Annotated in this window: 20 protein-coding genes; 5 read left to right on the forward strand and 15 right to left on the reverse strand. The window is 63.7% G+C overall.

Annotation, left to right across the window (positions count from 1 at the left end; all coding sequences use genetic code 11):
* The first annotated feature begins 48 nt into the window (after window positions 1–48).
* Window positions 49–1,182 (forward strand): glycosyltransferase family 9 protein, encoded by a 1,134-nt coding sequence (locus tag MESAU_RS03250; protein ID WP_015314619.1) that lies wholly within the window; start codon window positions 49–51, stop codon window positions 1,180–1,182.
* A 130-nt stretch (window positions 1,183–1,312) separates the two neighbouring features.
* On the opposite strand, the gene MESAU_RS03255 is transcribed toward MESAU_RS03250, so the two are convergent.
* The 13 genes from MESAU_RS03255 to MESAU_RS03315 form a co-directional block, all read right to left on the reverse strand.
* Window positions 1,313–2,284: a branched-chain amino acid ABC transporter permease gene (locus MESAU_RS03255; protein ID WP_083883147.1), complete on the reverse strand. Its 972-nt coding sequence runs from the start codon at window positions 2,282–2,284 to the stop codon at window positions 1,313–1,315.
* 22 nt (window positions 2,285–2,306) lie between these two features.
* Complete coding sequence (locus MESAU_RS03260; protein ID WP_015314621.1) at window positions 2,307–3,194, reverse strand: branched-chain amino acid ABC transporter permease; 888 nt, start codon at window positions 3,192–3,194, stop codon at window positions 2,307–2,309.
* Between the two features lie 7 nt (window positions 3,195–3,201).
* Window positions 3,202–3,912, reverse strand: a complete 711-nt coding sequence (locus MESAU_RS03265) for an ABC transporter ATP-binding protein (protein ID WP_015314622.1) — start codon at window positions 3,910–3,912, stop codon at window positions 3,202–3,204.
* Window positions 3,905–4,681, reverse strand: a complete 777-nt coding sequence (locus tag MESAU_RS03270; protein WP_041163602.1) for an ABC transporter ATP-binding protein — start codon at window positions 4,679–4,681, stop codon at window positions 3,905–3,907. The genes MESAU_RS03265 and MESAU_RS03270 overlap by 8 nt, the downstream gene beginning before the upstream one ends.
* 14 nt (window positions 4,682–4,695) lie before the next feature.
* Window positions 4,696–5,904: an ABC transporter substrate-binding protein gene (locus MESAU_RS03275; protein ID WP_015314624.1), complete on the reverse strand. Its 1,209-nt coding sequence runs from the start codon at window positions 5,902–5,904 to the stop codon at window positions 4,696–4,698.
* Between the two features lie 201 nt (window positions 5,905–6,105).
* A complete protein-coding gene (locus MESAU_RS03280; RefSeq protein ID WP_015314625.1) occupies window positions 6,106–7,869 on the reverse strand; it encodes an ABC transporter ATP-binding protein in 1,764 nt (587 codons plus the stop codon).
* Between the two features lie 208 nt (window positions 7,870–8,077).
* Window positions 8,078–9,022: an acetamidase/formamidase family protein gene (locus tag MESAU_RS03285; protein ID WP_015314626.1), complete on the reverse strand. Its 945-nt coding sequence runs from the start codon at window positions 9,020–9,022 to the stop codon at window positions 8,078–8,080.
* Entirely contained in the window at window positions 9,012–10,655 is a 1,644-nt protein-coding gene (locus MESAU_RS03290) for an ABC transporter substrate-binding protein (protein ID WP_015314627.1), read from the reverse strand. Before MESAU_RS03290 ends, MESAU_RS03285 begins: the two co-directional genes overlap by 11 nt.
* A gap of 34 nt (window positions 10,656–10,689) precedes the next feature.
* Complete coding sequence (locus MESAU_RS03295; protein ID WP_015314628.1) at window positions 10,690–11,610, reverse strand: ABC transporter permease; 921 nt, start codon at window positions 11,608–11,610, stop codon at window positions 10,690–10,692.
* Window positions 11,607–12,512: an ABC transporter permease gene (locus MESAU_RS03300; protein WP_015314629.1), complete on the reverse strand. Its 906-nt coding sequence runs from the start codon at window positions 12,510–12,512 to the stop codon at window positions 11,607–11,609. The genes MESAU_RS03295 and MESAU_RS03300 overlap by 4 nt, the downstream gene beginning before the upstream one ends.
* Complete coding sequence (locus tag MESAU_RS03305; RefSeq protein WP_015314630.1) at window positions 12,490–13,137, reverse strand: ANTAR domain-containing response regulator; 648 nt, start codon at window positions 13,135–13,137, stop codon at window positions 12,490–12,492. Before MESAU_RS03305 ends, MESAU_RS03300 begins: the two co-directional genes overlap by 23 nt.
* Window positions 13,134–14,228 (reverse strand): transporter substrate-binding protein, encoded by a 1,095-nt coding sequence (locus MESAU_RS03310; RefSeq protein WP_015314631.1) that lies wholly within the window; start codon window positions 14,226–14,228, stop codon window positions 13,134–13,136. The genes MESAU_RS03305 and MESAU_RS03310 overlap by 4 nt, the downstream gene beginning before the upstream one ends.
* 196 nt (window positions 14,229–14,424) lie before the next feature.
* Window positions 14,425–14,907, reverse strand: coding sequence for a hypothetical protein (locus tag MESAU_RS03315; protein WP_015314632.1), 483 nt, complete (start codon window positions 14,905–14,907; stop codon window positions 14,425–14,427).
* Window positions 14,908–15,371: 464 nt separating this feature from the next.
* Here MESAU_RS03315 and MESAU_RS03320 point away from each other — a divergent pair, with 464 nt between their 5' ends.
* From MESAU_RS03320 to MESAU_RS29565, 4 genes are all read left to right on the forward strand, one after another.
* Window positions 15,372–16,226: a MetQ/NlpA family lipoprotein gene (locus MESAU_RS03320; RefSeq protein ID WP_015314633.1), complete on the forward strand. Its 855-nt coding sequence runs from the start codon at window positions 15,372–15,374 to the stop codon at window positions 16,224–16,226.
* Between the two features lie 82 nt (window positions 16,227–16,308).
* Window positions 16,309–17,391, forward strand: coding sequence for a methionine ABC transporter ATP-binding protein (locus tag MESAU_RS03325; protein WP_015314634.1), 1,083 nt, complete (start codon window positions 16,309–16,311; stop codon window positions 17,389–17,391).
* Window positions 17,372–18,028 (forward strand): methionine ABC transporter permease, encoded by a 657-nt coding sequence (locus MESAU_RS03330; protein WP_015314635.1) that lies wholly within the window; start codon window positions 17,372–17,374, stop codon window positions 18,026–18,028. Before MESAU_RS03325 ends, MESAU_RS03330 begins: the two co-directional genes overlap by 20 nt.
* A 446-nt stretch (window positions 18,029–18,474) precedes the next feature.
* Window positions 18,475–20,379: a BTAD domain-containing putative transcriptional regulator gene (locus MESAU_RS29565; RefSeq protein WP_015314637.1), complete on the forward strand. Its 1,905-nt coding sequence runs from the start codon at window positions 18,475–18,477 to the stop codon at window positions 20,377–20,379.
* Between the two features lie 28 nt (window positions 20,380–20,407).
* On the opposite strand, the gene MESAU_RS03345 is transcribed toward MESAU_RS29565, so the two are convergent.
* The gene (locus MESAU_RS03345) at window positions 20,408–21,538 is read right to left on the reverse strand and encodes a glycine cleavage T C-terminal barrel domain-containing protein (protein WP_041163268.1); all 1,131 of its coding nucleotides are present in this window, start codon (window positions 21,536–21,538) and stop codon (window positions 20,408–20,410) included.
* A gap of 54 nt (window positions 21,539–21,592) precedes the next feature.
* Window positions 21,593–22,369: an ABC transporter substrate-binding protein gene (locus MESAU_RS03350; protein WP_015314639.1), complete on the reverse strand. Its 777-nt coding sequence runs from the start codon at window positions 22,367–22,369 to the stop codon at window positions 21,593–21,595.
* Between the last annotated feature and the right edge of the window lie 39 nt (window positions 22,370–22,408).

A 22,408-nucleotide genomic window follows, 5' to 3' on the forward strand; every position in this document is an offset into this window, starting at 1 on the left:
ATGCGAACCGACCAATGACCAACATTACCCGCCCTTCAGGAGGTTGGTGTGCTGAATATCTCGATGGTTGATCGGCAGACTGTCAAGTCCATTCTCGTTATTCAGACGAAGTACATCGGGGACATCATTCTAACTTCGGTGCTCGTGCGAAATCTGCGCCTCGCTTACCCAAACGCTGCGATAGCCATGCTCTGCGCTCCTGGCCTGCGAGACTTCGTAATCAGCCAGAATATCGCGGACCTGGCCATCGGGTTCGACGGTAGAAGTGCTGGTAGAAGTCTGCTTCAGCGGGTGAAGGAATATTCAAGCTTGGTAGCTGACCTCCGTCGCCGAAAATTCGATCTCACCATTGATGTAACTGACTCGAAGACGTCAAGGATATTGCACAGGTCAATCGGCGCTCCGCTGCGCGTTGGGTACAACCCCCCGGAAAAGCCCCTGAAGTTTTGGGAAGGTCAGCCTGCTAATATATTTGCTAAACCCTTTGGTCATGGAGGCGCGCACTATTTGTACCGGTATTTGTCCCCGCTTGAAGCCCTTGGGATAGAATTACGCGAAGTGACGCCGAGGCTTGAACCCACACCGGTTGGGCGAAGCGCGTCTACCCAGGTTCTGGCGCAAAGCAAGCTGGCTGTAAAAGCTTTCGTCGCTGTGCACGCTGGAGCAAGGTTCGAAGGGCGGTGTTGGCAACCTGAACGGTTCGCTGCAATAATCGACGAGGTTTATGCCGCGACGGGCCTGCGGTCACTACTGGTTGGTGGACCTAATGAAGGCTCAACCGCGCAGACAATCTTGGACATGGCAGCGTCACCATTGGCGAGCGTTGTTGGTAAGATCTCGCTTGAGACATTAACTGCTTTGCTTGCGGATGCATTTATCTTTCTGGGAAACGAGAGCGGCCCAATGCACCTGGCTGCGTCAGTCGGAACCCCGGTTGTGGGGCTTTATGGCCTCACGCCACCCGACATCTGGGGACCTCTTGGGGTGCTTCACCGCACCGTTGAGCCGCCGTTGCCTTGCCAGTGCATTGCGCCCAATTTGTGCAAGCCCGGCAATCCGGGCGGCGTGTACTGCGTTCATCGACTACCCGTTGCCAAGGTCGCCCAGGCGACACGAGACCTGATAGATGCAGTGAGGCAACAGGCGAACGAGACGGCCAATCAAACAGACTCACTCCGGTAGAAACAGCGATGACCGGCCCGCGTGAAACCGTGAAGAAGGCACTGCAGACCTATGTCGACGAGATCGTGCGATCATCAATTCGGTGATAGGCAGGCGGTAAAGGATCGCCAGTAGCGATGCAAACCCTAAGTCACCCCTTCCCCACCCGCCCCAGCACCCGCGCATAAACCTCTCCCACGATCCCGCGCCGGAACACCAGCACGCAGACCATGAAGATCAGGCCGGTGGCGATAGTCACGGGGAAACCTGACGTGGCGAGCGTGTTTTCCAGGCCGACGACGAGGCTGGCGCCGATGATCGGGCCGACCATGGTGCCGATGCCGCCGAGCAGCGTCATCAGGATGACCTCGCCCGACATCTGCCAGGTGACGTCGGTGAGGGTGGCGAACTGGAAGACGATCGCCTTGAGCGAGCCGGCGAGCCCGGCCAGCGCCGCCGACATGACGAAGGCGGCGAGCTTGTAGCCGGCTACGGAATAGCCTAGCGAAATGGCGCGGTTCTCGTTTTCGCGGATCGAGCGCAGGATCATGCCGAAGGGCGAATTGACGATGCGCCAGATGGCGAAGATGCCGAGAAGGACCACGACAAGCACGAAATAATAGATGTTCATCGGGGCGTTGAGGTCGAGGACACCGAACAGGACGCCCCGCGGCACGCCCTGGATGCCGTCCTCGCCTTGCGTGAACGGCGCCTGCACGCAGAAGAAGAAGAACATTTGCGACAGCGCCAGCGTGATCATGGCGAAATAGATGCCTTGCCGGCGAATGGCGAAGAAGCCCATGACGAGGCCGAGCAGGGCCGCACCCGCCATGCCGAGCAGGATGCCGGCTTCCGGCGGCCAGCCCCAGACCTTGACGGCGTGCGCGGTGAAATAGGCGGCGCCGCCGAAGAAGGTGGCGTGGCCGAAGGACAAGAGGCCGGTGTAGCCGAGCAGGAGATTGAAGGCGCAAGCAAACAGCGCGAAGCACAGCATCTTCATCAGGAAGATCGGGTAGACGAAGAACGGGGCCGCCAGCAGCGCCGCTATGCCGAGCCCGACCAGCACCCATTCGAGCCTTGGCGAGGGTTTGGCCGATGCCTCGCGCAGCGAAAGCCCGGCCATGTCGGATGTCTCTTCCGCCATCTCAGGCGTCCTTTCCGAACAGGCCGGCCGGCCGGACCAAAAGCACGATCGCCATGATGACGAAGACCACCAGGTTGGAGGCCTCGGGGTAAAAAACCTTGGTCAGGCCTTCGGCGAGGCCAAGCATGTAGCCGGTGACGATGGCGCCGAGGATCGAGCCCATGCCGCCGACCACGACGACGGCGAAGACGACGATGATGAGATCCGATCCCATCAGCGGGCTGACCTGGTAGATCGGCGCGGCCAGGATGCCGGCGAGCCCGGCAAGCGCCGAGCCGAGGCCGTAGGTGAGGGTCAAAAGCAACGGCACGTTGACGCCGAAGGCCTGGACGAGGCGGGGATTCTCGGTCGCGGCGCGCAGATAGGAACCGAGCCTGGTCTTCTCGATCAGCGCCCAGGTGCCGAAGCAGACGATCAGCGAGGCGACCACGACCCAGCCGCGATAAATGGGCAGGAACATGAAGCCGAGATTGGTGCCGCCGGCCAGCAGCGGCGGCACGGCGTAGGGGTTTCCCGACACGCCGTAACAGTAGCGGAAGATGCCTTCGAGCACGAGTGCGAGGCCGAAAGTGAAGAGCAGGCCGTAGAGCGGATCGGTGTCGTAGAGCCGCGACAGCGCCAGGCGCTCGACCACGACGCCGAAGATGCCGACAATCAGCGGCGCCAGGACCAGCGCCGGCCAATAGCCGATGCCGAGATGGGTGAGCAGGAGATAGCCAATGAAGGCGCCCAGCATATACTGGGCGCCATGGGCGAAGTTGATGACGCGCAGCAGGCCGAAAATCACGGCCAGACCAAGGCTCAGCATGGCGTAGAAGGAGCCGTTGATCAGCCCGACCAGCAATTGGCCGAGCAATGCCTGGACGGGGATGCCGAAGATCATCGTCATGGCGCCATCATACACCCAGGATTTCGTGGAGCAGCGTCATGCGGTCCGCCAGTTCGCCGGTGGGAAACCCGGCCACGACCTTGCCGTGCTCCATCAGGTAGAAACGGTCGGCGACACGGCTGGCGAAGCGGAAATTCTGCTCGACCAGCAGGATGGTCATGCCGCGCTGCTTCAGCGTCGCCAGCAGCTCGCCGATGCGCTGGACGATGACAGGCGCGAGGCCCTCGGTCGGTTCGTCCAAGAGCAGCATCTTGACGCCGGTCCGCAGCATGCGCGCGATCGCCAGCATCTGCTGTTCGCCGCCCGACAGCCGCGTGCCGGGACTGTTGCGCCGCTCCTTCAGATTGGGGAACAGATCGAAGATTTCCTCGACGCTCATGCCGCCCGGGGCGACGACCGGCGGCAGCACCAGGTTCTCGTCGACGGTCAGCGTCGAGAAGATGCCGCGTTCCTCCGGCACGAAGCCGATGCCCTGGTGCGCGGTGCGGTGCAGCGGTAGCCGCATCAGGTCGGCGCCGTCGAAAACGACCTTGCCGGTGCGCCGGCGGATCAGGCCCATGATGGCGCGCAGCGTCGTCGTCTTGCCGACGCCGTTGCGGCCGAGCAATGTGACCGTCTCGCCGGCAAACACTTCGAGGTCGACGCCGTGCAGCGCATGGCCCTCGCCATACCAGGCGTTGAGGCCGCGGACCGCGAGCAGGGGCGAAGCGCTAGTCATCGGCGGTGCCCATATAAGCCACCTTGACGCGCTCGTCGCGGCTGACGGTGGCGTAGTCGCCGGCCGCGAGCACCTCGCCGCGCTGCATCACCGTTATCCAGTCGCAGAGATCGGCCACCACGGTCAGATTGTGCTCGACCATCAGAACCGCGCGGTCGCCCGCCACCGAGCGGATGAGGGCGGAAACCGTGGCCACGTCCTCATGGCCCATGCCGGCCATCGGCTCGTCGAGCAGCAGCACTTTGGGATCCAGCGCCAGCGTCGTGGCGATCTCCAGCACGCGTTTCCTGCCATAGGAAAGATCGCCGGCCAGCCTGTTCGTGGCATCGTCGAGGCCGACGGACCGCAGCAGTTCCATGGCACGCGGCGTCAACCGGTCGAGCGCCGCCAGCGAGCGCCAGAACTGGATGCCGAGCCCGGCCGGCCGCTGCAGCGCGACGCGCACATTGTCGAGCACGCTGAGGTGCGGAAAGATCGCCGATATCTGGAACGAGCGCACCAGCCCCATGCGCGCCACTTTGGCCGGCGAGGTGCGGGTGATGTCGTGGCCGAGCAGTTCGATCCTGCCGCTGGTCGGCGCCAGAAATTTGGTCAGCAGGTTGAAAACGGTGGTCTTGCCGGCGCCGTTGGGTCCGATCAGCGCATGGATGTTGCCATGGCGGACATCGAGATCGACATTCCTGACGGCGACGAAGCCGGCAAAGTCACGCCGCAGGCCGCGGGCGGAAAGCACCACCCGCGGCTCTTCCGCGTTCAGATCAGGCGGCACCGTGGCCGCGCCGGTCACTGGGCGGCCGTCGCGCAGCCGCTGTCCTTCTCGCTCAGGAACGCCTCCTTGCCGGGGATGGTGGCGAGGTATTTGTAATAGTCCCAATCCTTGCTGCTCTCGCTGGGCGCCTTGACCTGATAGAGATACATATCGTGGACCATGTTGCCATCGGCCTGGACCTTGCCGCCGGTGATGACGGCGTCGTCCACCGGCAGCGAATGGAGTTGCTTGGCGACCGCTTCGGTCTCGTCCGTGCCGGCCTTGTCGATCGCCTTCAAATACTGCGTCACCGCCGAATAGGTCGCGGCCTGGATCATATTCGGCATGCGGTTGGTGCGCTTGAAGAAGCGCTGCCCGAATTCGCGGCTCTTGTCGTCGCGGTCCCAGTAATAGCCCTCGGTCAGCACCACGCCCTGCGCCGCCTGCAGGCCGAGCCCATGCACCTCGGCCAGCGTGAACAGGAGCGCCGCCAGTCGCTGGCCGCCCTGCACGATGCCGAATTCGGCCGCCTGCTTGATGGAATTGGAGGTGTCGAGGCCGGCATTGGCCAGACCGATGACCTTGGCGCCCGACGATTGCGCCTGCAGCAGGAAGGACGAATAGTCGGTCGCGCCCAGGGGATAACGCACCTCGCCCAGCACCTTGCCGCCATGGCTCTCGACGAACTTGGCGGTCTGCTCCTTCAGCGAATAGCCGAACGCATAGTCGACGGTAACGAAGAACCAGCTGTCGCCGCCCTGCTGGACGAGGGAGCCGCCGGTTCCCACCGCCTGCGAGTGGGTGTCATAGGCCCAGTGGAAGCCGTAGGGCGAGCATTGCTTGCCGGTGAGGTCGGTGGTCGCCGCACCGGTAACGATGTCGATCTTCTTCTTTTCCTTGGAAATCCCCTGCACGGCGAGCGCGACCGAAGAGGTCGTCAGCTCCATGATGGCGTCGACCTGCTCGGTGTCATACCACTGGCGGGCGATGTTGGAGGCGATGTCGGGCTTGTTCTGATGGTCGGCGCTGATGATCTCGACCGGCGCTCCCTGCACCTTGCCGCCGAAATCCTCGACCGCCATCTTGGCCGCCTCGACCGACCACTTGCCGCCGAAATCGGCGTAGACGCCGGATTGGTCGTTGAGGATGCCGATCTTGACCTTGCCATCGGAAATCTCGGCGGCCGAGGCGGGAATAGTGGTGGCCGCGAGAAGCGCGGCGGAAACGACATAGCGTAGCTTCATGAGTTTACTTCCTCCCAATGTGGATGAATCCGCCCGCCCCCTACGATCGTCATCCGCAAGCACTATGCAACATTAGGAAAATGAGGCGGAAGGGCAAGGGGCGGCCCCGGATTTCGTGACGGCGAGACGGCCCATGGCGTGCGACACGACTATGTGAAGGTCGACCTGCCGCAGACCGAGCTTGTCTGGGCCCGCATGGCCTCAGCCCTCGGCGGCGACGAGATGGCCGTTGCCGACGTCGCTGAGCGCCAGTTTCAGCGGCGCCTCGCCGATGCGGCGGGTGGCGCTGGGGATTTCCTGGTCGAGGCGGGCGAAACGGCTTGGGCGACGCGCCGGATCCGGCACCGGCACGGCTTCGATCAGGCGCCTGGTGTAGGGATGGCGGGGGTTGGAAAAAACCTGGTCGCGTGTGCCCATCTCGACGATCTGGCCCAGATACATGACGGCGACACGGTCGGAGATATTCTCGACCACCGCCATGTCGTGCGAGATGAAGAGATAGGCGACGCCGAATTCGCGCTGCAATTCCTTCAGGAGGTCGAGTACGCGCGCCTGCACCGAGACGTCGAGCGCCGAGACGCTTTCGTCGGCGATGATCAGCTTTGGCCTCAGCGCCAGCGCACGCGCGATGCAGACGCGCTGGCGCTGGCCGCCGGAGAATTCGTGCGGATAGAGCTCCATCTGGTCCGATGACAGGCCGACGCGGTCGAACAGCGCGGCGACGCGCTCGCGGCGCTCTTCCTTCGAGGCGATGCCGTGGATCAGCAGCGGCTCGGCGACGAGGTCGCCGACGCGCATGCGCGGGTCGAGCGAGGCGTAGGGGTCCTGGAAGATCATCTGCACGTCGCGGCGCACCGCCTTGCGCTCGTCGCGGCCGAGGCCGGACAAATTGCGGCCGCCGACGACGATGTCGCCGCTATACGGCACCAGCCCGGCCAGCGCCTTGGCGGTGGTCGACTTGCCGCAGCCGGATTCACCGACCAGCGCCAGCGTTTCGTTGGGCGCGATCGAAAAGCTGACGCCCTCGACGGCGTGAACGCGGCGGGTGACCCGGCCGAAGACGCCGCCGCGCAAGTCGAAGCGGACGTGGAGATCGGTGACCTCGGCGACCTTCGCCGGCGTTGCGGCTTCGGCTTCCCTAGATTTCTGACGGCCGGCGCCGCTGCCGATGCGCGGCACTGCGGCCAGCAGCTCGCGCGTGTATTCGGCTTGCGGGCGGGCGAAAATGTCCGACGTCTTGCCTTCTTCGACCATGCGTCCATGCCGCATGATGATGACGCGATCGGCCATTTCGGCGACAACGCCCATGTCGTGGGTGATCAGGATGACGCTGGTGCCGTGCTTCTGCTGCAGGTCGCGCAGCAGCTCCAGCACCTCGCCCTGCACAGTGACATCGAGCGCGGTGGTCGGCTCGTCGGCGATCAGCACGTCCGGTTCCAGCGCCAGCGCCATGGCGATCATCACCCGCTGGCGCATGCCGCCGGAGAGCTCGTGCGGAAACTGTCTTAGCCGGCTTTCGGCCTCCGAAATGCGCACCGCCTTCAAGGCCTCGATGGCGCGCTGGCGGGCCTCCGCGGGCGACAGGCTGGTGTGCGCCTCGATGGATTCGGTGAGCTGGCGACCGATCGACAGCACCGGGTTGAGCGAGGTCATCGGCTCCTGGAAAATCATGGCGATGCGGTCGCCGCGGATATGGCGCATCCGGCGTTCGTCGAGGGCGGTCAGCTCGGTGGCGCCAAGGTGGATCGTGCCGGCGGAGATGCGCGCGGCGGGCTGCGGCAGGAGCTGCATGATGGCCAGCGCGGTCATCGATTTGCCGGAGCCGGATTCGCCGGCGATGCAGAGCGTCTCGCCACGCTTGAGCGTCAGGGACAGGTTGGAGACGACCTCGCGGGAGCCCTCCTCGCCGCGCACGGAGACGCAGAGGTTGGCGATGGTGAGGATGGTTTCGGGAGTTGAGGTCATTGGGGAGGCAGCCCGGAAAGGGATTTACTCCGGCACACCCCCCTCTGCCCTGCCGGGCATCTCCCCCGCAAGGGGGGAGATTGGCAGTTCCCACGCCCCGCCTCTCTTCCAACGGTGACGATTGGCGAAAGCCCAAGCGCGATCCGATCTCCCCCCTTGCGGGGGAGATGGCCGGCAGGCCAGAGGGGGGTGCCTAGACGCTGACCTGTCATTCAAACACGCAGCGCGGGAAGTAGAACGACACCACCCAGTTGGGCATGTCGACGATCTCGCTGATGCGGAGATCGCCGCAGACCGAGGCCAGCATGTAGGCTTCGACCGGGTCGATCTGGTAGCGGCCGGCGAGCAGGTCGACCATCTGCGCCACGGCCTCCTTCGCGCCCGCCATCAGGTCCGGCCCGATCCCCGTCGTCACCTCATAGCCCTTGGCGTCGAGATGGCGTGTCACCGGACCCGGCGTGGTGAAGCGCGGCGTTTTCAGCCGCGCATCTTTCACCAGGTCGAGTTTCAGCACGACGTTCATCGGGCTTTCGATCGCCGTGCCGCAGACCTCGCCGTCGCCTTGCGCGGCATGCGTGTCGCCGACCGAGAACAGCGCGCCCGCCACCTCCACCGGCAGGTAGAGCGTGGTGCCGGCGGCGAGGTCGCGGATGTCGAGATTGCCGCCGACGCGGCGCGGCGGCACCACCGAGTGATGGCCCATTTCGGCCGGCGCGTTGCCGATGGTGCCGGCGAATGGCTTTAGCGGCACGCGGGCGTTTTTGCCGAACAACGCCGGTTCGAGCGAGGCGGCATCGTATTTCCAGATGTTGAGCGCCGGCTCCTGGAAATCGTCGGCGAGCAGGCCGAAACCGGGAATGTTCGCCGTCCAGCCGAAGCCGGACGGTTTAAACATCTCGATCGTCACCTTCAGCGCGTCACCCGGCTCGGCGCCTTCGACGAAGATCGGCCCGGTGACCGGATTGATCTGGCCAAAGTCGAGCTTGGCGATGTCGGCGACGGTGCTGCCGGGCTGCAACTGGCCGCCCGAGGAATCGAGGCACTGGAACTCGATGGTCGAGCCTGGCGCCACCCGCTCGGCCGGGACAAAGGAATTGTCCCAGCCGAAATGGTGATGGCGCCCGTGGATGGTGTAATCGCAGTTATTGCACATCTTTTACGTACACATTGTCATAGTTGATCGGGATATGGACCGGGTCGACATAGAGGTTGTCGGCGCCGCCCATGCGCGCCGATTTCATGGTGAAGCGCTGTTCGTTGAAGACTGGCGCCCAGGGGGCGTCCTCCATCACCTTGTCGTAGATGGCGCTCCACATCTTGTCGCGCTCGGCGGCCTTGGCCGGGTCGACCACCGAATCGGCCTCGGCCGCCTTGGCGTCGAGATCCTTGTTGCAATACCACGACCAGTTCCAGCCGCCCGGTACCGCACCGGCGCAGCCGAGGATCGGGCCGTAGAAGTTGGACGGATCCGGGAAGTCGGCGATCCAGGCCATGCCGCCCGACCAGATCATCGGCGCGCCGGCCTTGTCGCCGCCGGCGGCGATGACGTTGGCCTGGGCCAGCGACTGGATGCTGGCCTTGATGCCGATCGCCGCCAGGTCCTGCTGGATCGCCTGGGCGATGCGCGGGTTAGGGTCGGTGTTCATGGCGAACAATTGCGTGTCGAAACCATCGGGATGACCGGCCTCGGCCAGCAGCGCCTTGGCCTTGGCAACGTCATAGGGGTAGCCCTTGTACGCCTTGTCGTAGCCGGGCATCGACGGCGGCAGCGGCTGGTTGGCCGGCACGGCGCGGCCGTTGATGATCTGGATGATGCGCGCCTTGTTGAGCGCCATGTTGACAGCCTGTCGCACCTTCACATTGTCGAACGGCGCCATGGTTGTGTTCATGGTGACATAGCCGGTGTGCAGCTGGCCTCCTTCGACGACACGCGCCTTCTGCTCGGGATCGGCCATCACCTCCTGGAATTTGGCCGGCGGAATGCCGTCGCCAGGCACGTCGATCTCGCCCTTCTGCAGGCGCAGAAGCGCCACGATCGGCTCCTGGCCGATCTCGAAGGTGATCTTGTCGAGATGCGGCAGGCCCTTGTGCCAATAGTCCGCGTTGCGTTCGAAGACGATGCGCTGGCCAAGGGTCCATTCCGCCAGCTTGAAGGCGCCGGTCCCGACCGGATGCTTGCCGAAATCGGCGCCGTATTTCTCGACCTCTTCCTTCGGTACGACATGGGAAAAGTTGATGGCCATGACATGCAGGAAGGTGGCGTCCGGGCGGGTCAGCTCGAACTTGACCGTGTAGGGGTCGACGACGGTGACGCCGGAAAGCGTCTCGGCCTTGCCGGCGGCGACATCGTCATAGCCCTTGATCGAGCCGAAGAAGCCGGCGCCGGGGCTCTGCGTCTTCGGATTGGTGACGCGGTCGAGCGAATATTTCACGTCTTCGGCGGTCATCTCGCGGCCATTGTGGAACTTCACGCCATGGCGCAGCTTGAAGGTGAAGGTCTTGCCGTCGGGCGAAATCTCGTAGCTTTCGGCGAGGTCGGGCTTGAGGTTGGTGGTGCCGGGCTCGTAGTCCATCAAGCCGTCGAACAGGCTCTTGATCATCGACCAGTTCTGCCAGTCATAGCCGATGGCCGGGTCGAGGGTCGCGACGTCGTCCTTGTAGGTGATGGTGATGGCGCCGCCCTGTTTGGCGTTCGGGTCGACGGTGTCCTCGGCGCGGGCGCTTGTCATGCCGAGCATCAGCGCCAGCGCCGATGCCGCGACGGTCGATGCGAGAAATTTCTTCATTGTCCTGTTCCCTTTCTCTGTTTGTTTTCTGGTTTCATCTGAGCTTGATGCGGGGATCTATGAAGGGCGCGATGATGTCGGCCAGGAGATTGCCGAGCACGATGGCGAAGGCCGAGACCAGCGTGACGCCCATGATGATCGGGATGTCGACGCGCTGGATGGCTTGCCAGGCGAGCTGGCCGATGCCGGGCCAGCCGAACACGCTTTCGACCACGACGATGCCGCCCATGAAGATGCCGATGTCGATGCCGATCATGGCGACGACCGGCAGGATGGCGTTGGGCAGCGCATGGCGGAAAATGATGGCGCCCCGAGCCAGGCCCTTGGCACGCGCGGTGCGGACATAATCCTGGCGCAGCACGTCGATCATCGACGAGCGCATCATGCGCGCGTACCAGCCGGCGCCGAGGATGCCCATGGTGAGCGACGGCAGCACGAGATGGCGCCATGTGCCATAGCCGCCGATCGGGAACCAGCTCAGCCTGACCGCGAAGACATAGAGCAGCAGCAGGCCGACGACGAATTGCGGCGCCGAGACGCCGATGAAGGAGGCGACCATCAGGGTCTGGTCGGTGGCGGTGCCGCGCTTGACGGCGGCGATCAGGCCCATCGAGAGGCCGATCAGCAGCTCGCACAGGATGGCGCCGACCATCAGCAGCAGGCTCGCCGGCAGCCGCGAGACGATGAGTTCGGTCACCTCCGAGCGCTGGATGTAGGAGCGGCCGAGATCGCCGCTGACGAGCTTCGTCAGATAATGCCAGTACTGGACGACGAAGGGCTGGTCGAGGCCGAGCTGCTGGCGGATGTTCTCGACCGTCTGCGGCGTGGCGCTGCGGCCGGCGATCTGGCGCACCGGGTCGGCGGGCAGGAGATAGAGCAGCGCGAAGGTGATCAGCGAGACGCCGAGCAGGATGAGCAGCGACTGGATCAGCCGGCGGCCGAGATAGGCGATCATGCCCGGCCCCTTTGCGTCGGATCGAGAATGTCGCGCAGCGCGTCGCCGATCAGGTTGAAGGCCAGCGCCAGGGCCAGGATCGCGGCGCCGGGGAAGAACACCAGCCAGGGTGCCGCCTGGAAATAGGTCTGGTTCTCGAAGATGATATTGCCCCATGACGCCGTCGGCGGCTGCACGCCGATGCCGAGGAAGGAGAGCGTGGCCTCGAGCAGCACCGTGGTCGAGATGCCGAGCGTGCCCCAGACGATGATGGTCGGCAGGAGATGCGGCAGGATGTGGCGAAACAGGATGCGCGGCGCGCCGGCCCCGATGGTGCGTTCGGCATCGATGAACTCGCGTTCGGCGAGTGACGAGGTCTCGGTGTAGACGACGCGGGCGGTCTGCACCCAGTTGACCAGCGCGATGACCATGGCGACGATCCACAGGCTCGGCTGGAACACCGCCGCCAGGCAGATGGCGAGCAGCAGCGCCGGAAACGCCATCATCAAATCGGTGAAGCGCATCAGCGCGCCGCCGATCCAGCCGCGGAAATAGCCGGCGGTGACGCCGACCAGCGTGCCGATCAAAAGCGCGACGCCGTTGGCGACGATGCCGATGATCAGCGAGGTGCGCGCGCCGTAGAGGATGCGGGTCAACAGGTCACGCCCGAGCAGGTCGGTGCCCAGCCAGAATTTCGCGCTCGGCGGCAGAGGCGAGCCCTCGATGGTGAGACCGTCGAACATCTGTTCGTTGGGATCGTAGCCGGTCAGCCATGGCGCCAGGATCGCACCGGCGACGACAATGGCGACAGTGACCAGGCCGAGCAGCGCCAGGCGGCGCTTGACCAGCCGGCGCCAGACACCGGCGCGCGGCTTGGCCGGCATGCGCCCTGCCATGAGATCAGGCGCGATGGGGCTGGTCATCGCCGCTCTCATCTCCGATGTGGGCTTCCCCGGTCCTGGCTTCCCCGGTCTTGGCTTCCTCCATCATCGCCACGATCCGGCGCGCGGCGTCCTCGACGCTGATCTGCCAGCTCATCGCCAGCGAGCGCAGCTGCGCATAGGCGCGGTCGTCGTCGCCGCCCTTCGACAAAGCCGAGACAGCCCGCACGATGGTCTGGCGTTCGGCGACCCGCTGGCGCAGCGCGGCAATTTCGCCGGCTAAATGTTTTCTCGCCTCGAAACTCTGGCGCGCGATCAGCAGCGCGCTGTAGACCCCGGCATTGCCGACCGGCTTCAGGAGCTGGGCGTCGGCCTTGTGCGACAGCGCCCATTCGATGCGGCCCGGCGCCTCCGAACCGATCAGCGCCACCAGCGGCATCGGCGCCTCGCCCGGCTTCCAGGGGAATTGCTCGTCGAAGCCGAGATCGGCGTCGAAGAAGACGAAGTCGGCGGCCAGCGCCTCCGGTGCCAGTTCCGGCCAGCAACCCACGGTGACAAGGCCGATGGCCGACAACTGCCTGGTGATCGCTTGCACCGTCGGGTGCGGGCGATGCAGGACAAAGGCCCTGGCGCCGCCGAGATTGGGGATGCGCGGGGTTCTACTCACGACACCACCCGCAAGCGCGGCCGGCCGAATGTCTTTGCGGGGTCGTAGCGCGACAGATACGGGTCCGGCGCGACCTCGTGCTGCCGGCTGACGACTTCGAAGTAGCCGTCCGCGATCCGGCCTATGATGACAGGCAGCGTGGCGTGCTGGGAATGGGCGTCGATGGCGATCGGGCCGAGCCGCGTGGAGAAGCGCCGCTCGGCGAAGGCCTTGGAAAATTCCGCCGGGCCGGCGTCGGGATCGCGCGACAGCACGTCGGCCATTACCTGCACCGAGGCATAGGCGGAGGCTTCGAAGGACGACGCGAAGGCGGCCGGCCGCGGCGCGAAATACGGTCCGACCGACAGATGACCCTTGCCCGTTTCGCCGATCGCCGGCAGTTCGCCTTCGGTCAGGTTGCAGGAAATCACTGGGCAAGATTCAGGACTGAAAGCCGCATCCTCGCCCGCCAGATCGCGATAGGCCGCCAGGAAGGCATAGGACGAGGTGCCGATCAGGTTGTTGAGGATGAAGTTCGGTCGCGTCGCGCGTATCTCGGCGATCAGCCGCGACACGTCGGTCTCGCCGATGCGCAGATAACGCTCGCCCAGCACCTTGCCGCCGGCGTCGGCGATCAGGTCGCGCGCAACGCGGTTCATCTCCCAGCCCCAGATGTAGTTCGACCCGAGCAGGAAACCGTTGGCGCCGAAGCGCGGCACGACATGGGCCATAAGCGGCACCAGATGCTGGTTGGGGCAAGCGTGCATGTAGACGACATGCTCGTTGGCCTCGAAGCCCTCATAGGGGCAGGCATACCAGAGCATGCCGCCCGCCTTCTCCAGCACAGGGATTGTCTCCTTGCGGCTCCAGGAAGTGACGCAGCCGACGACATGGCGTGCACTGCTGGTCCTGAAGATGTCTTCGCACAGCGTCGCGTAACGGTCGGCATTGCTTTGCGGGTCGCGCTCGACCGGCACCAGTTCGATGCCTGAGCTCCTGTCGGCGTTGATGTCGGCGATGGCGCGCATGGCGCCCATCCGGCACGCGTCGGAGACGAGCTGATAGCTTCCCGAGCGGGAATAGAGGATGCCGATCTCGATGCGCCGTTTCAAACCGATCCCCAAAATGACAATGCCCCGCAGCCAGCGCCGCAAGGGCGAGGCATACGAGGCATATTTGCCGCCCGGCGATCAGAGCCGGTATTTTGCCCTAGCGTATTCGGTCCGGCGGGTCAGTCAAGCCCTCAACGCCATCCGCGTCAAACACCGAGTGTCCGGCCATCGCTGGTTCCCGCGAAATCCGCTGCCGCTATCTGGCCGCCGGCCTGTGTTGGCGGGCATAGGCCACGCAGGCATCCACGGTGCTGACACAAAGCGCGTCGCGCTTGTTCGGCAGGTTGTTGTCGCCGGCGTAGGCAACTTCGGCGACACGGCCGCCGACCATGCGAACCTGCGTGTCGCAGTAACCGCCGGGAGCGACATTGACGGAACCGCCGACCGTCGGGATCGCCCCCACGGCCAAGGCAGGAACGACGACGCTGAGATTGCCGCGCTGGACGACGCGCTTATAGGTCCAGATCTGCCCGGACTGGCCGACATCCGCGGTGGCGGTCGGAAATCCCGCGCACATTCGAACATCGGCTTCGCTGAGGCCGACCATCTCCTTGCGTGCCGCGGCCGCCGTTGGATCGACCTTGGCGATGCGCGACGTGTCGTCGGGAACGACGCAGGAGGACTGGATGACGACGAGGAGGCCAGAAAGGGCAAGCTTTCGAATGCAGGAAAATGTCATACCGGTTATTGAGATCGCGTGGCGCCCGGCCGCCCTCTCTACCTAGGCAAGCCAGCGGTCGGATCAACCCGCACAGCTTCACGAAAAAGTGGCTGAGCAAGCCGCAAAGCTTTTTGACTTCGCCGTGGATGAACCCGGCAGCCAACGAGGGCCGTCCATCATTTCGGGCGACGTCCTCGAAGCTCAAATCGAACGCATGAGATATTTGCGCAGCCGGTCGGCAGAGGCGGGCTCGTTGAAAACTTGACTGCCTTCCCGACATCTCCGGATGGCGGCGCGGCGCCGTCATGGTCGACCCGGCGGCGTCCTGTGCTCACATCCCTGAGTTTTTTGAGAGAATATTCCCGGCTTTGCCGAGAACGGCGAAACACGTTCTTTGATAAAATCAGTAGAATTTCTGACGATGTGAACAAGCCTCGGCAATCCGCCTTGCTGCCATGACTTCACAACCGCAGAGATCAATCATGTCCGATCCCAACAACACTTTGCCCTTTTCCCCATGGTCACCCCTCACCCGCCGCAGCGGCCTCGCTCTGCTGTTCGCGTCGGCCGTCGCGATCGGCAGCCTGATGGCGCCGCATGCGTCCTTGGCCGAGGACAAGAAGGCGATCAAGGTCGGCATCATCAGCGGCGAGGACGAGGATGTCTGGCGTGTCGTCGTCGCGCAAGCAGCCGAAAAGGGCCTCAGCATCGAGACCGTGGTGTTCAACGACTACACCCAGCCCAACGAGGCGCTGGAGCGCGGCGAAATCGACGCCAACGCCTTTCAGCACCAGCCCTATCTCGACAACCAGATCAAGACGCAGGGCTACCACATCGTGCGTGTCGGCTATACCGGCGTGTGGCCGATCGGCCTCTACTCCAAGAAGTACACCAAGGTTGCCGATCTGCCGGAGGGCGCGGTGATCGGCGTGCCGAACGACCCGTCCAACGAAGGCCGGGCGCTGCGCGTGCTGCAGAATGAGGGCGTGATCAAGCTCAGGGATGGCACCGGCATTCTCGCCACCACCGCCGACATCGCCGAAAATGCGAAAAAGGTCGAGATCAAGGAGTTGGATGCCGGCATCGTCGGCCGCTCGGTCGAGGATCTCGACGCCGCCGTGGTCAACACCGACTGGGCGCTGAAGAGCGGCCTGACGCCGGAGAACCGCATCGCTCAGGAGCCGATCGCGGACAATCCGTACCGCAACTTCATCGCGGTCAAGGTCGGCAATGAAAACGAGGCCTGGGTGAAGACGCTGGTCGCGTCCTACCAGAACGAGGCTGTGAAGGCCGAGTTCGACAAGGTCTACAAGGGCACCGGCCTCAGCGCCTATTGAGTTATGCGGGCACCGACGTGCCTTTGACAGCTTAAGCGGTCCGCGCGATGCGCGGGCCGCGATCGCGTTTCGGGACCTGTCCATGGACCAGCATTTTATCGCAACCACCGAGGCCGCGGATCAGGCCGCCACGCAGGACGTGGTGCGCCTTGTCGACCTGAAGCGCCGCTTCGGCCAGACGGCGGCGCTCGACGGCATTTCCTTGACGGTGCGCAAGGGCGAGGTTCTCGGCATCATCGGCCGCAGCGGTGCAGGCAAGTCCACCCTGATCCGCTGCCTGAACGGACTGGAGCGGCCTGACACCGGCGAGGTGTTCATCGAAGGTCGCGAGATCAGCCGACTTGGCGAGCGCGAGTTGCAGCCGCTGCGACGGCGCATCGGCATGATCTTCCAGCATTTCAACCTGCTGTCGGCCAAGACCGTCGAGGACAATGTGGCGCTGCCGCTCAAGATCGAGGGCCGGCCGAAGGCGGAGCGGCTGAAGCGGGCGGCGGAGCTGCTCGATCTCGTCTGCCTGTCGGAGAAGGCAAAAGCCTATCCGGCGTCGCTGTCCGGCGGGCAGAAACAGCGCGTTGGCATCGCCCGAGCGCTTGCCGCGCGGCCAGCGCTGCTTCTGTCGGACGAGGCGACCTCGGCACTCGACCCGGAGACGACGCGCTCCATTCTCGCCCTGCTGAAGGATATCAACCGCCAGCTTGGTCTGACCATCCTTTTGATCACCCACGAGATGGAGGTGATCCGCTCGATCGCCGACCGCGTGGCGGTGATCGACGCCGGGCGCATCGTCGAGGAAGGGCCGGTCTGGTCGGTGTTTGCCGATCCGCAATCGGACATCACAAGACGCCTGCTCGGGACCGTCCGGCCGCAACTTCCGCCGGAGCTGGCGGCGCGGCTGCTGCCGGGAGCTGGCACCGAAACGGTCCTGCGCGTCGACGTGGCGGGCGAGGCGGCGCGCGAGCCGCTGCTGTCCGACCTTGCGGCCGCCGTGCCCGGTCCCTTCCGCCTCGTCCATGGCGGCATCGACCACATCCAGCGGCAGCCGGTCGGAACGCTGTTCCTTTCCGTCCCCGGCAGCGATGCGAGCCATCTCGCAGAAATCATCACATTCCTGAAATCCCGCCAAGCGCGGGTGGAGGTGCTTGGCCATGTCGCCGATCCTGTTTGAGCTTCTGTTGCGATCGATCTGGGAGACGGTGCTGATGACGGCCGCCTCCGGCCTGATCTCGCTGGTGTTCGGCCTGCCGCTCGGGCTGGCCTTGATTGCCACCGAACGCGGCGGCATCGCCGAAAGCCCGGGGGTGAACCGCGTGCTCGGCGCCGTGATCAACGGCTTCCGCTCGGTGCCGTTCATCATCCTTCTGGTGGCGCTGATCCCCCTGACGCGGCTGATCGTCGGCACGTCGATCGGCACATGGGCGGCCATCGTGCCGCTGTCGATCGCCGCCACGCCCTACTATGCGCGGATCGCCGAAGTGTCATTGCGCGAGGTCGACCACGGACTGATCGAGGCGGCGCGCGCCATGGGCGGCAATCGCTGGACGATCATCCGCGAAGTGCTGGTGCCCGAGGCGCTCCCCGGCATCGTTGCCGGCTTCACCGTGACACTGGTGACGCTGGTCGGCGCCTCGGCGATGGCAGGCGCCATCGGTGCCGGCGGCCTCGGCGACCTTGCCATCCGTTACGGCTACCAGCGCTTCGAGACGTCGGTGATGGTCGCCGTGGTGATCGTGCTGATCATCCTGGTCTGCGGCATCCAGTGGGTGGGTGACCGGCTGGTGGCGAGGCTGGATCGAAGAGGTTGATGGCTGCCGACGATCTGGGCGACGTTGGCTCCCATACTGGCCTGTAGCGGTGCCTCTGAACCACAAGAGATCGCCGATCGTGGCTTGGACGAGGTCTGCGTCACGGCGTTGGACGAGGAAGTTCAGTATTTGCCCACGTCGTCGCCAGGTTGACCTCCGGGACTATTCGTACCGAGACCAACAGCCGCCCCATAGGCCTTCCAGGTCGCAGAGGCATATGCCTCTGCTATGCTGTACAAGAAACGGCCAAGGTGGGCTTTGCGCCGCTTCGGCATCTCGTTCGTGAGCGTTTCGGCTGCCTTTCCCAAGACCTCTGTATCAATGGACATTGGAGTTTCCTCTCAGATGTTGTTAGCTGCGAGAGGCAACATCGGATGCGAGGCGTGAGACGCCTGTGAAAAGCTCGTGAATACCGCGAAAAAAGCAGAAATTCAGAGTATATCGCGATGAGCCTGGTGCGGCTCGATCTGCTTGGTGGTTTTCACCTGACATCGCCGCAGGGAAAACCCTTGGAGATGCCCGCCAAGAAGAATAGAGCACTTCTGGGCATTCTCTCGGTAGCGCCGAACCAGGAGGCGACACGTCACAAGCTGGCTGCTCTTCTGTGGAGCGATCGAGGTGAGGAGCAGGCGAGAAACAGCCTGCGGCAGGCCCTGGCTGCTATTCGCAAAGACTTTGCCGGGTCGGGAGCAGATGCCTTGGTCCTGGTCGGGGATCGCATCGCGCTCAACCCGAAATTGTTCGCCGTCGACGTCACTGAATTCGTCGCTGCGTCCGCGAGCCGTGACGTGGCCGAGCTTCGGCGGGCTACCACCCTCTATGCCGGCCCTTTTCTTGACGGGTTGAGCACGTCAGACAACACTTTCGAGGATTGGCTGCGCGAAGTCCGCGCCGACCTGTCCTTACGCGCAATCGATGTGTTCCAAGCCTTGGCTGAATCGGTGAGCGGTACCGAGCGCATTGCTATTTCCGAAAGGCTGGTTGCTCTTGATCCGCTGCGGGAGCCGTCTCATGTCGTGTTGATGCGGGCGCATATCGCCTTGGGCGAGGCCGCGCTCGCTATAAAGCGGTATGAGACGTGCAGGCTGTTGCTGAAGCGCGAACTGAACGTGGAGCCTGGTGACGAGCTTCGGCAATTGCGCAGGAGCATGGACGATACGTCCACACAGCAAACCCGTGGCGCATCAGGCCACGTGCCAGTCGTTGCGGTTCTTGCATTCGAGAACATGAGCAGCGACGCCAGCCAGGAATACTTCAGCGACGGCGTCACCGAGGATATCATCACCGAACTGGGACGATTCGGCGAACTTCATCTCATAGCGCGAAACTCCTCCTTTGTGTTCAAGGGAAAGATCGTCGACGCCGTCACCATCGCGAAGCAGTTGTCCGTCGACTATTTGCTTCGGGGTAGCATTCGCCGTGCCGGCGACCGAGTCCGAATCTCATCGCAACTCATAGAGGCCAGATCCGGCAATCAAATCTGGGCCGATCGATTCGATCGGGAGCTGACGGACATTTTCGAGCTCCAGGAAGAGATCGCCAGAAGTGTCGCTATCACTGTCGTCGGCACAATCCGAACTTCGGGTGTGGAGAAGATACGGCGCCTTCCGATCACCCAGCTCGATGCCTACGATCTGTATCTCCAGGCTCGCGTCCTGATGGTTCGCTATGACACAACCCTGGAAGCAGAGCCCTATCTTGCCAAGGCGATTGAGCTCGACCCGAATGTCGCTACCATCCATGCGATGATGGCGACTGTACTCACAAGCAAATGGCTGCTTGAGGGAGACGGAAACACGCTCAAGATCGCTCTTGCCCACGGTCACCGTGCTCTAAAACTCGAGCCGAAACAGGCATGGAGCCATACAGCGGTGGGTCACACGCTCATCTTCATGGGACATTTGGAAGAGGCGTTGCTGCATCTCGAGCAGGGTGTGAACCTTAATCCGAACGAAACCCGCGCGAGAGCAATACGGGGCTTGTGCTGGAGCTACCTCGGTCGACATGAGGAAGCTTTGTCCGATCTGGACGTCTGTATCGCCCGTGATCCCCTGAACTACGACTGGTTCTGGGACCTACGCGGACAAGTTCTTCTGGTTCTCGGGCGGTATCCGGAGGCGGTAGCCTCCTACAGGAATCTCCATTCCTATGCATTTTGGGCCTATGCGTTTCTAGCGGTCTGTCATTGGAGAATGGGCGACGGGCATCTCGCTGCTCAGGCAGCTAGGCAGTGTCTGGCAGCAAGGCCCGGTGCGACTGTAAACACCATTTTAATCGATCCGTATCGCGACCCCAAAATCCTGGAGGATCTTCGGAGAGACCTGCTTGCTGTCGGCATACCCGATGGATGAATACCGGCCCTCAAAGCAACAAGCCGCGCTAGCCCCTCAGCCTCGCCCCTTCCGGGTCGAAGAACGGCATCGGCACCACCACCGCGCGGGTCGGTTTGCCGTCGATAGCGATGCTGAGCTTTGTTCCAACGCCCGTGAACGCCAACCGCAAATGCGCTGTCGCCAGCACCTTGCCCAAGGAATAGCCGTGGTCGCTGTAGGTGACCACGCCGGCGTCCTCACCGTCGGCCATCACCCGTGCATCCGTCGCGGCCGGCTTGTCGCCGTCGAGGACCAGCCCGGTCCAGCGCTCGTCGAGGCCCTTGTCGCGCACCTTGAGCAGCGCGTCCCGGCCGATGAAATCGCTCTTATCGAACTTGATCCAGCGGTCGAGGCCGACATGGAACGGCGTGCGCGTCTCGTCCATGTCGATGCCGTGCGCGGGATAGGCCTTTTCCAGGCCGAGCGTGAACATGGCCAGCACGCCATAGGGTTTCAAGCCGAAAGCTTGGCCAGTGCGCATCAGCGCGTCCCAAACCGAGGTCGCCTCGTCGGCCGGCACGAACAGCTCGAAGCCGAGTTCGCCGGTCACGCCTGTACGGGAGATCAAGACCCGCGTTCCGTTGATATGGCCTGATGTGAAGGCCCAGCGCTTCAATCCGTCGAGATCAGCGTCCGAAATCATCGCCTTCAAGAGATCGCGCGAGCGTGGGCCCTGGATGGTGGCGAAGGCGACGGCGGCCGTGATGTCGGTGACATAGGCCCTGCGCCCTTGCGCATGATGCTGGAGCCAGGGCAGCATCTTGAGGCGGTTGACCGAACCGGTGACCAGCATGAAATGCTCCGCGCCCAGCCGGAACACGGTGAGGTCGTCCATGATGCCGCCGTCCTCACGACAGACGGTGGAATAGCGTACTTGGCCCGGCTTCATCGCCGCGGCGTCATTGACAATGACATGGTTGACCAGCGCCTCGGCGTCGGCACCCTTGATGTCCATCTTGCCCATGGTGCTGAGATCCTGCACGCCGACATTTTTACGCGTATTCAAATGTTCGTCGGCGATGCCGGAGTAATATTTGGCCGAGATGAAATCGCCGCCGACCCGACCCATGGCCGCACCCAGCCCAACGATGCTGCTGTAGAAAGGGGAGCGCCGCTCAGCCAAGAAAATCTCCATCATTCATAAAATATCGGCAGCGCCGGGTGGCGCCGCCGAGCTCGATTGGTACCGGGATCAACTCCCGTAGACGTCGAACGAAAAATACTTGTCGTTGATTTCCTTGTACTTTCCGTTGGCGCGCAGCGCGTCGATTGCCGCGTTGAACTTGTCGGCCAGTTCCTTGTTGCCCTTCTGCAGCGCAATGCCGACCCCGGGGCCGTGAATGGCCGGATCGGCCGTCAGCGTGCCGAGCAGCTTGCAGCAGGCGCCGTCGGGCTTCTTCAGCCATTCGGTCAGGATGATCGAGCCGTCCATCATCGCGTCGAGGCGGCCATTGGCCATGTCGGTGCGGGCGTCGTCGCCGGTCGGGTAGGCCTTGACGGTCGAGCCCGAATATTTCTGCTCGGCGAAATTCTGGTGGATGGTGGCGCTCTGCACGCCCAGCACCTTGCCTTTCAGATCGTCCGGCGAGGTGCCCGCGATGGTCGAGTCCTTCGGCACCGCGATGGCCGGCGGCGTCTGGTAGTATTTGTGGGTGAACTCGACCTTTTCAGCCCGCTCGGGCGTGATGGTGATGTTGATGATGGCATCGAACTTGCCGGCCTGCAGCGCCGGAATAGAGCCGTCGAAATCCTGTACGGTGAACTCGCATTCGACCTTCATCTGCGCGCACAGCGCCTGGCCGAGATCGATGTCGAAACCGCCCAGCGTGCCGTCGGCATTGGCGTGGTTGAAGGGCGGGTAGGCACCCTCGGTACCGAGCCTCAGCTTTTTCTCCTGGGCGGAAGCAGCACCGGTTGCGAGCGCAAAAGCTACGGAAGCGGCAAGCACGAAACGACCGAAAAGACGCATGGTCCAGATCTCCGTTGACCGGCGAAGTCTACGGGCTTT

The organism is Mesorhizobium australicum WSM2073 (genome assembly GCF_000230995.2).
In the GTDB taxonomy this organism is placed as follows: Bacteria; Pseudomonadota; Alphaproteobacteria; order Rhizobiales; family Rhizobiaceae; genus Mesorhizobium; species Mesorhizobium australicum.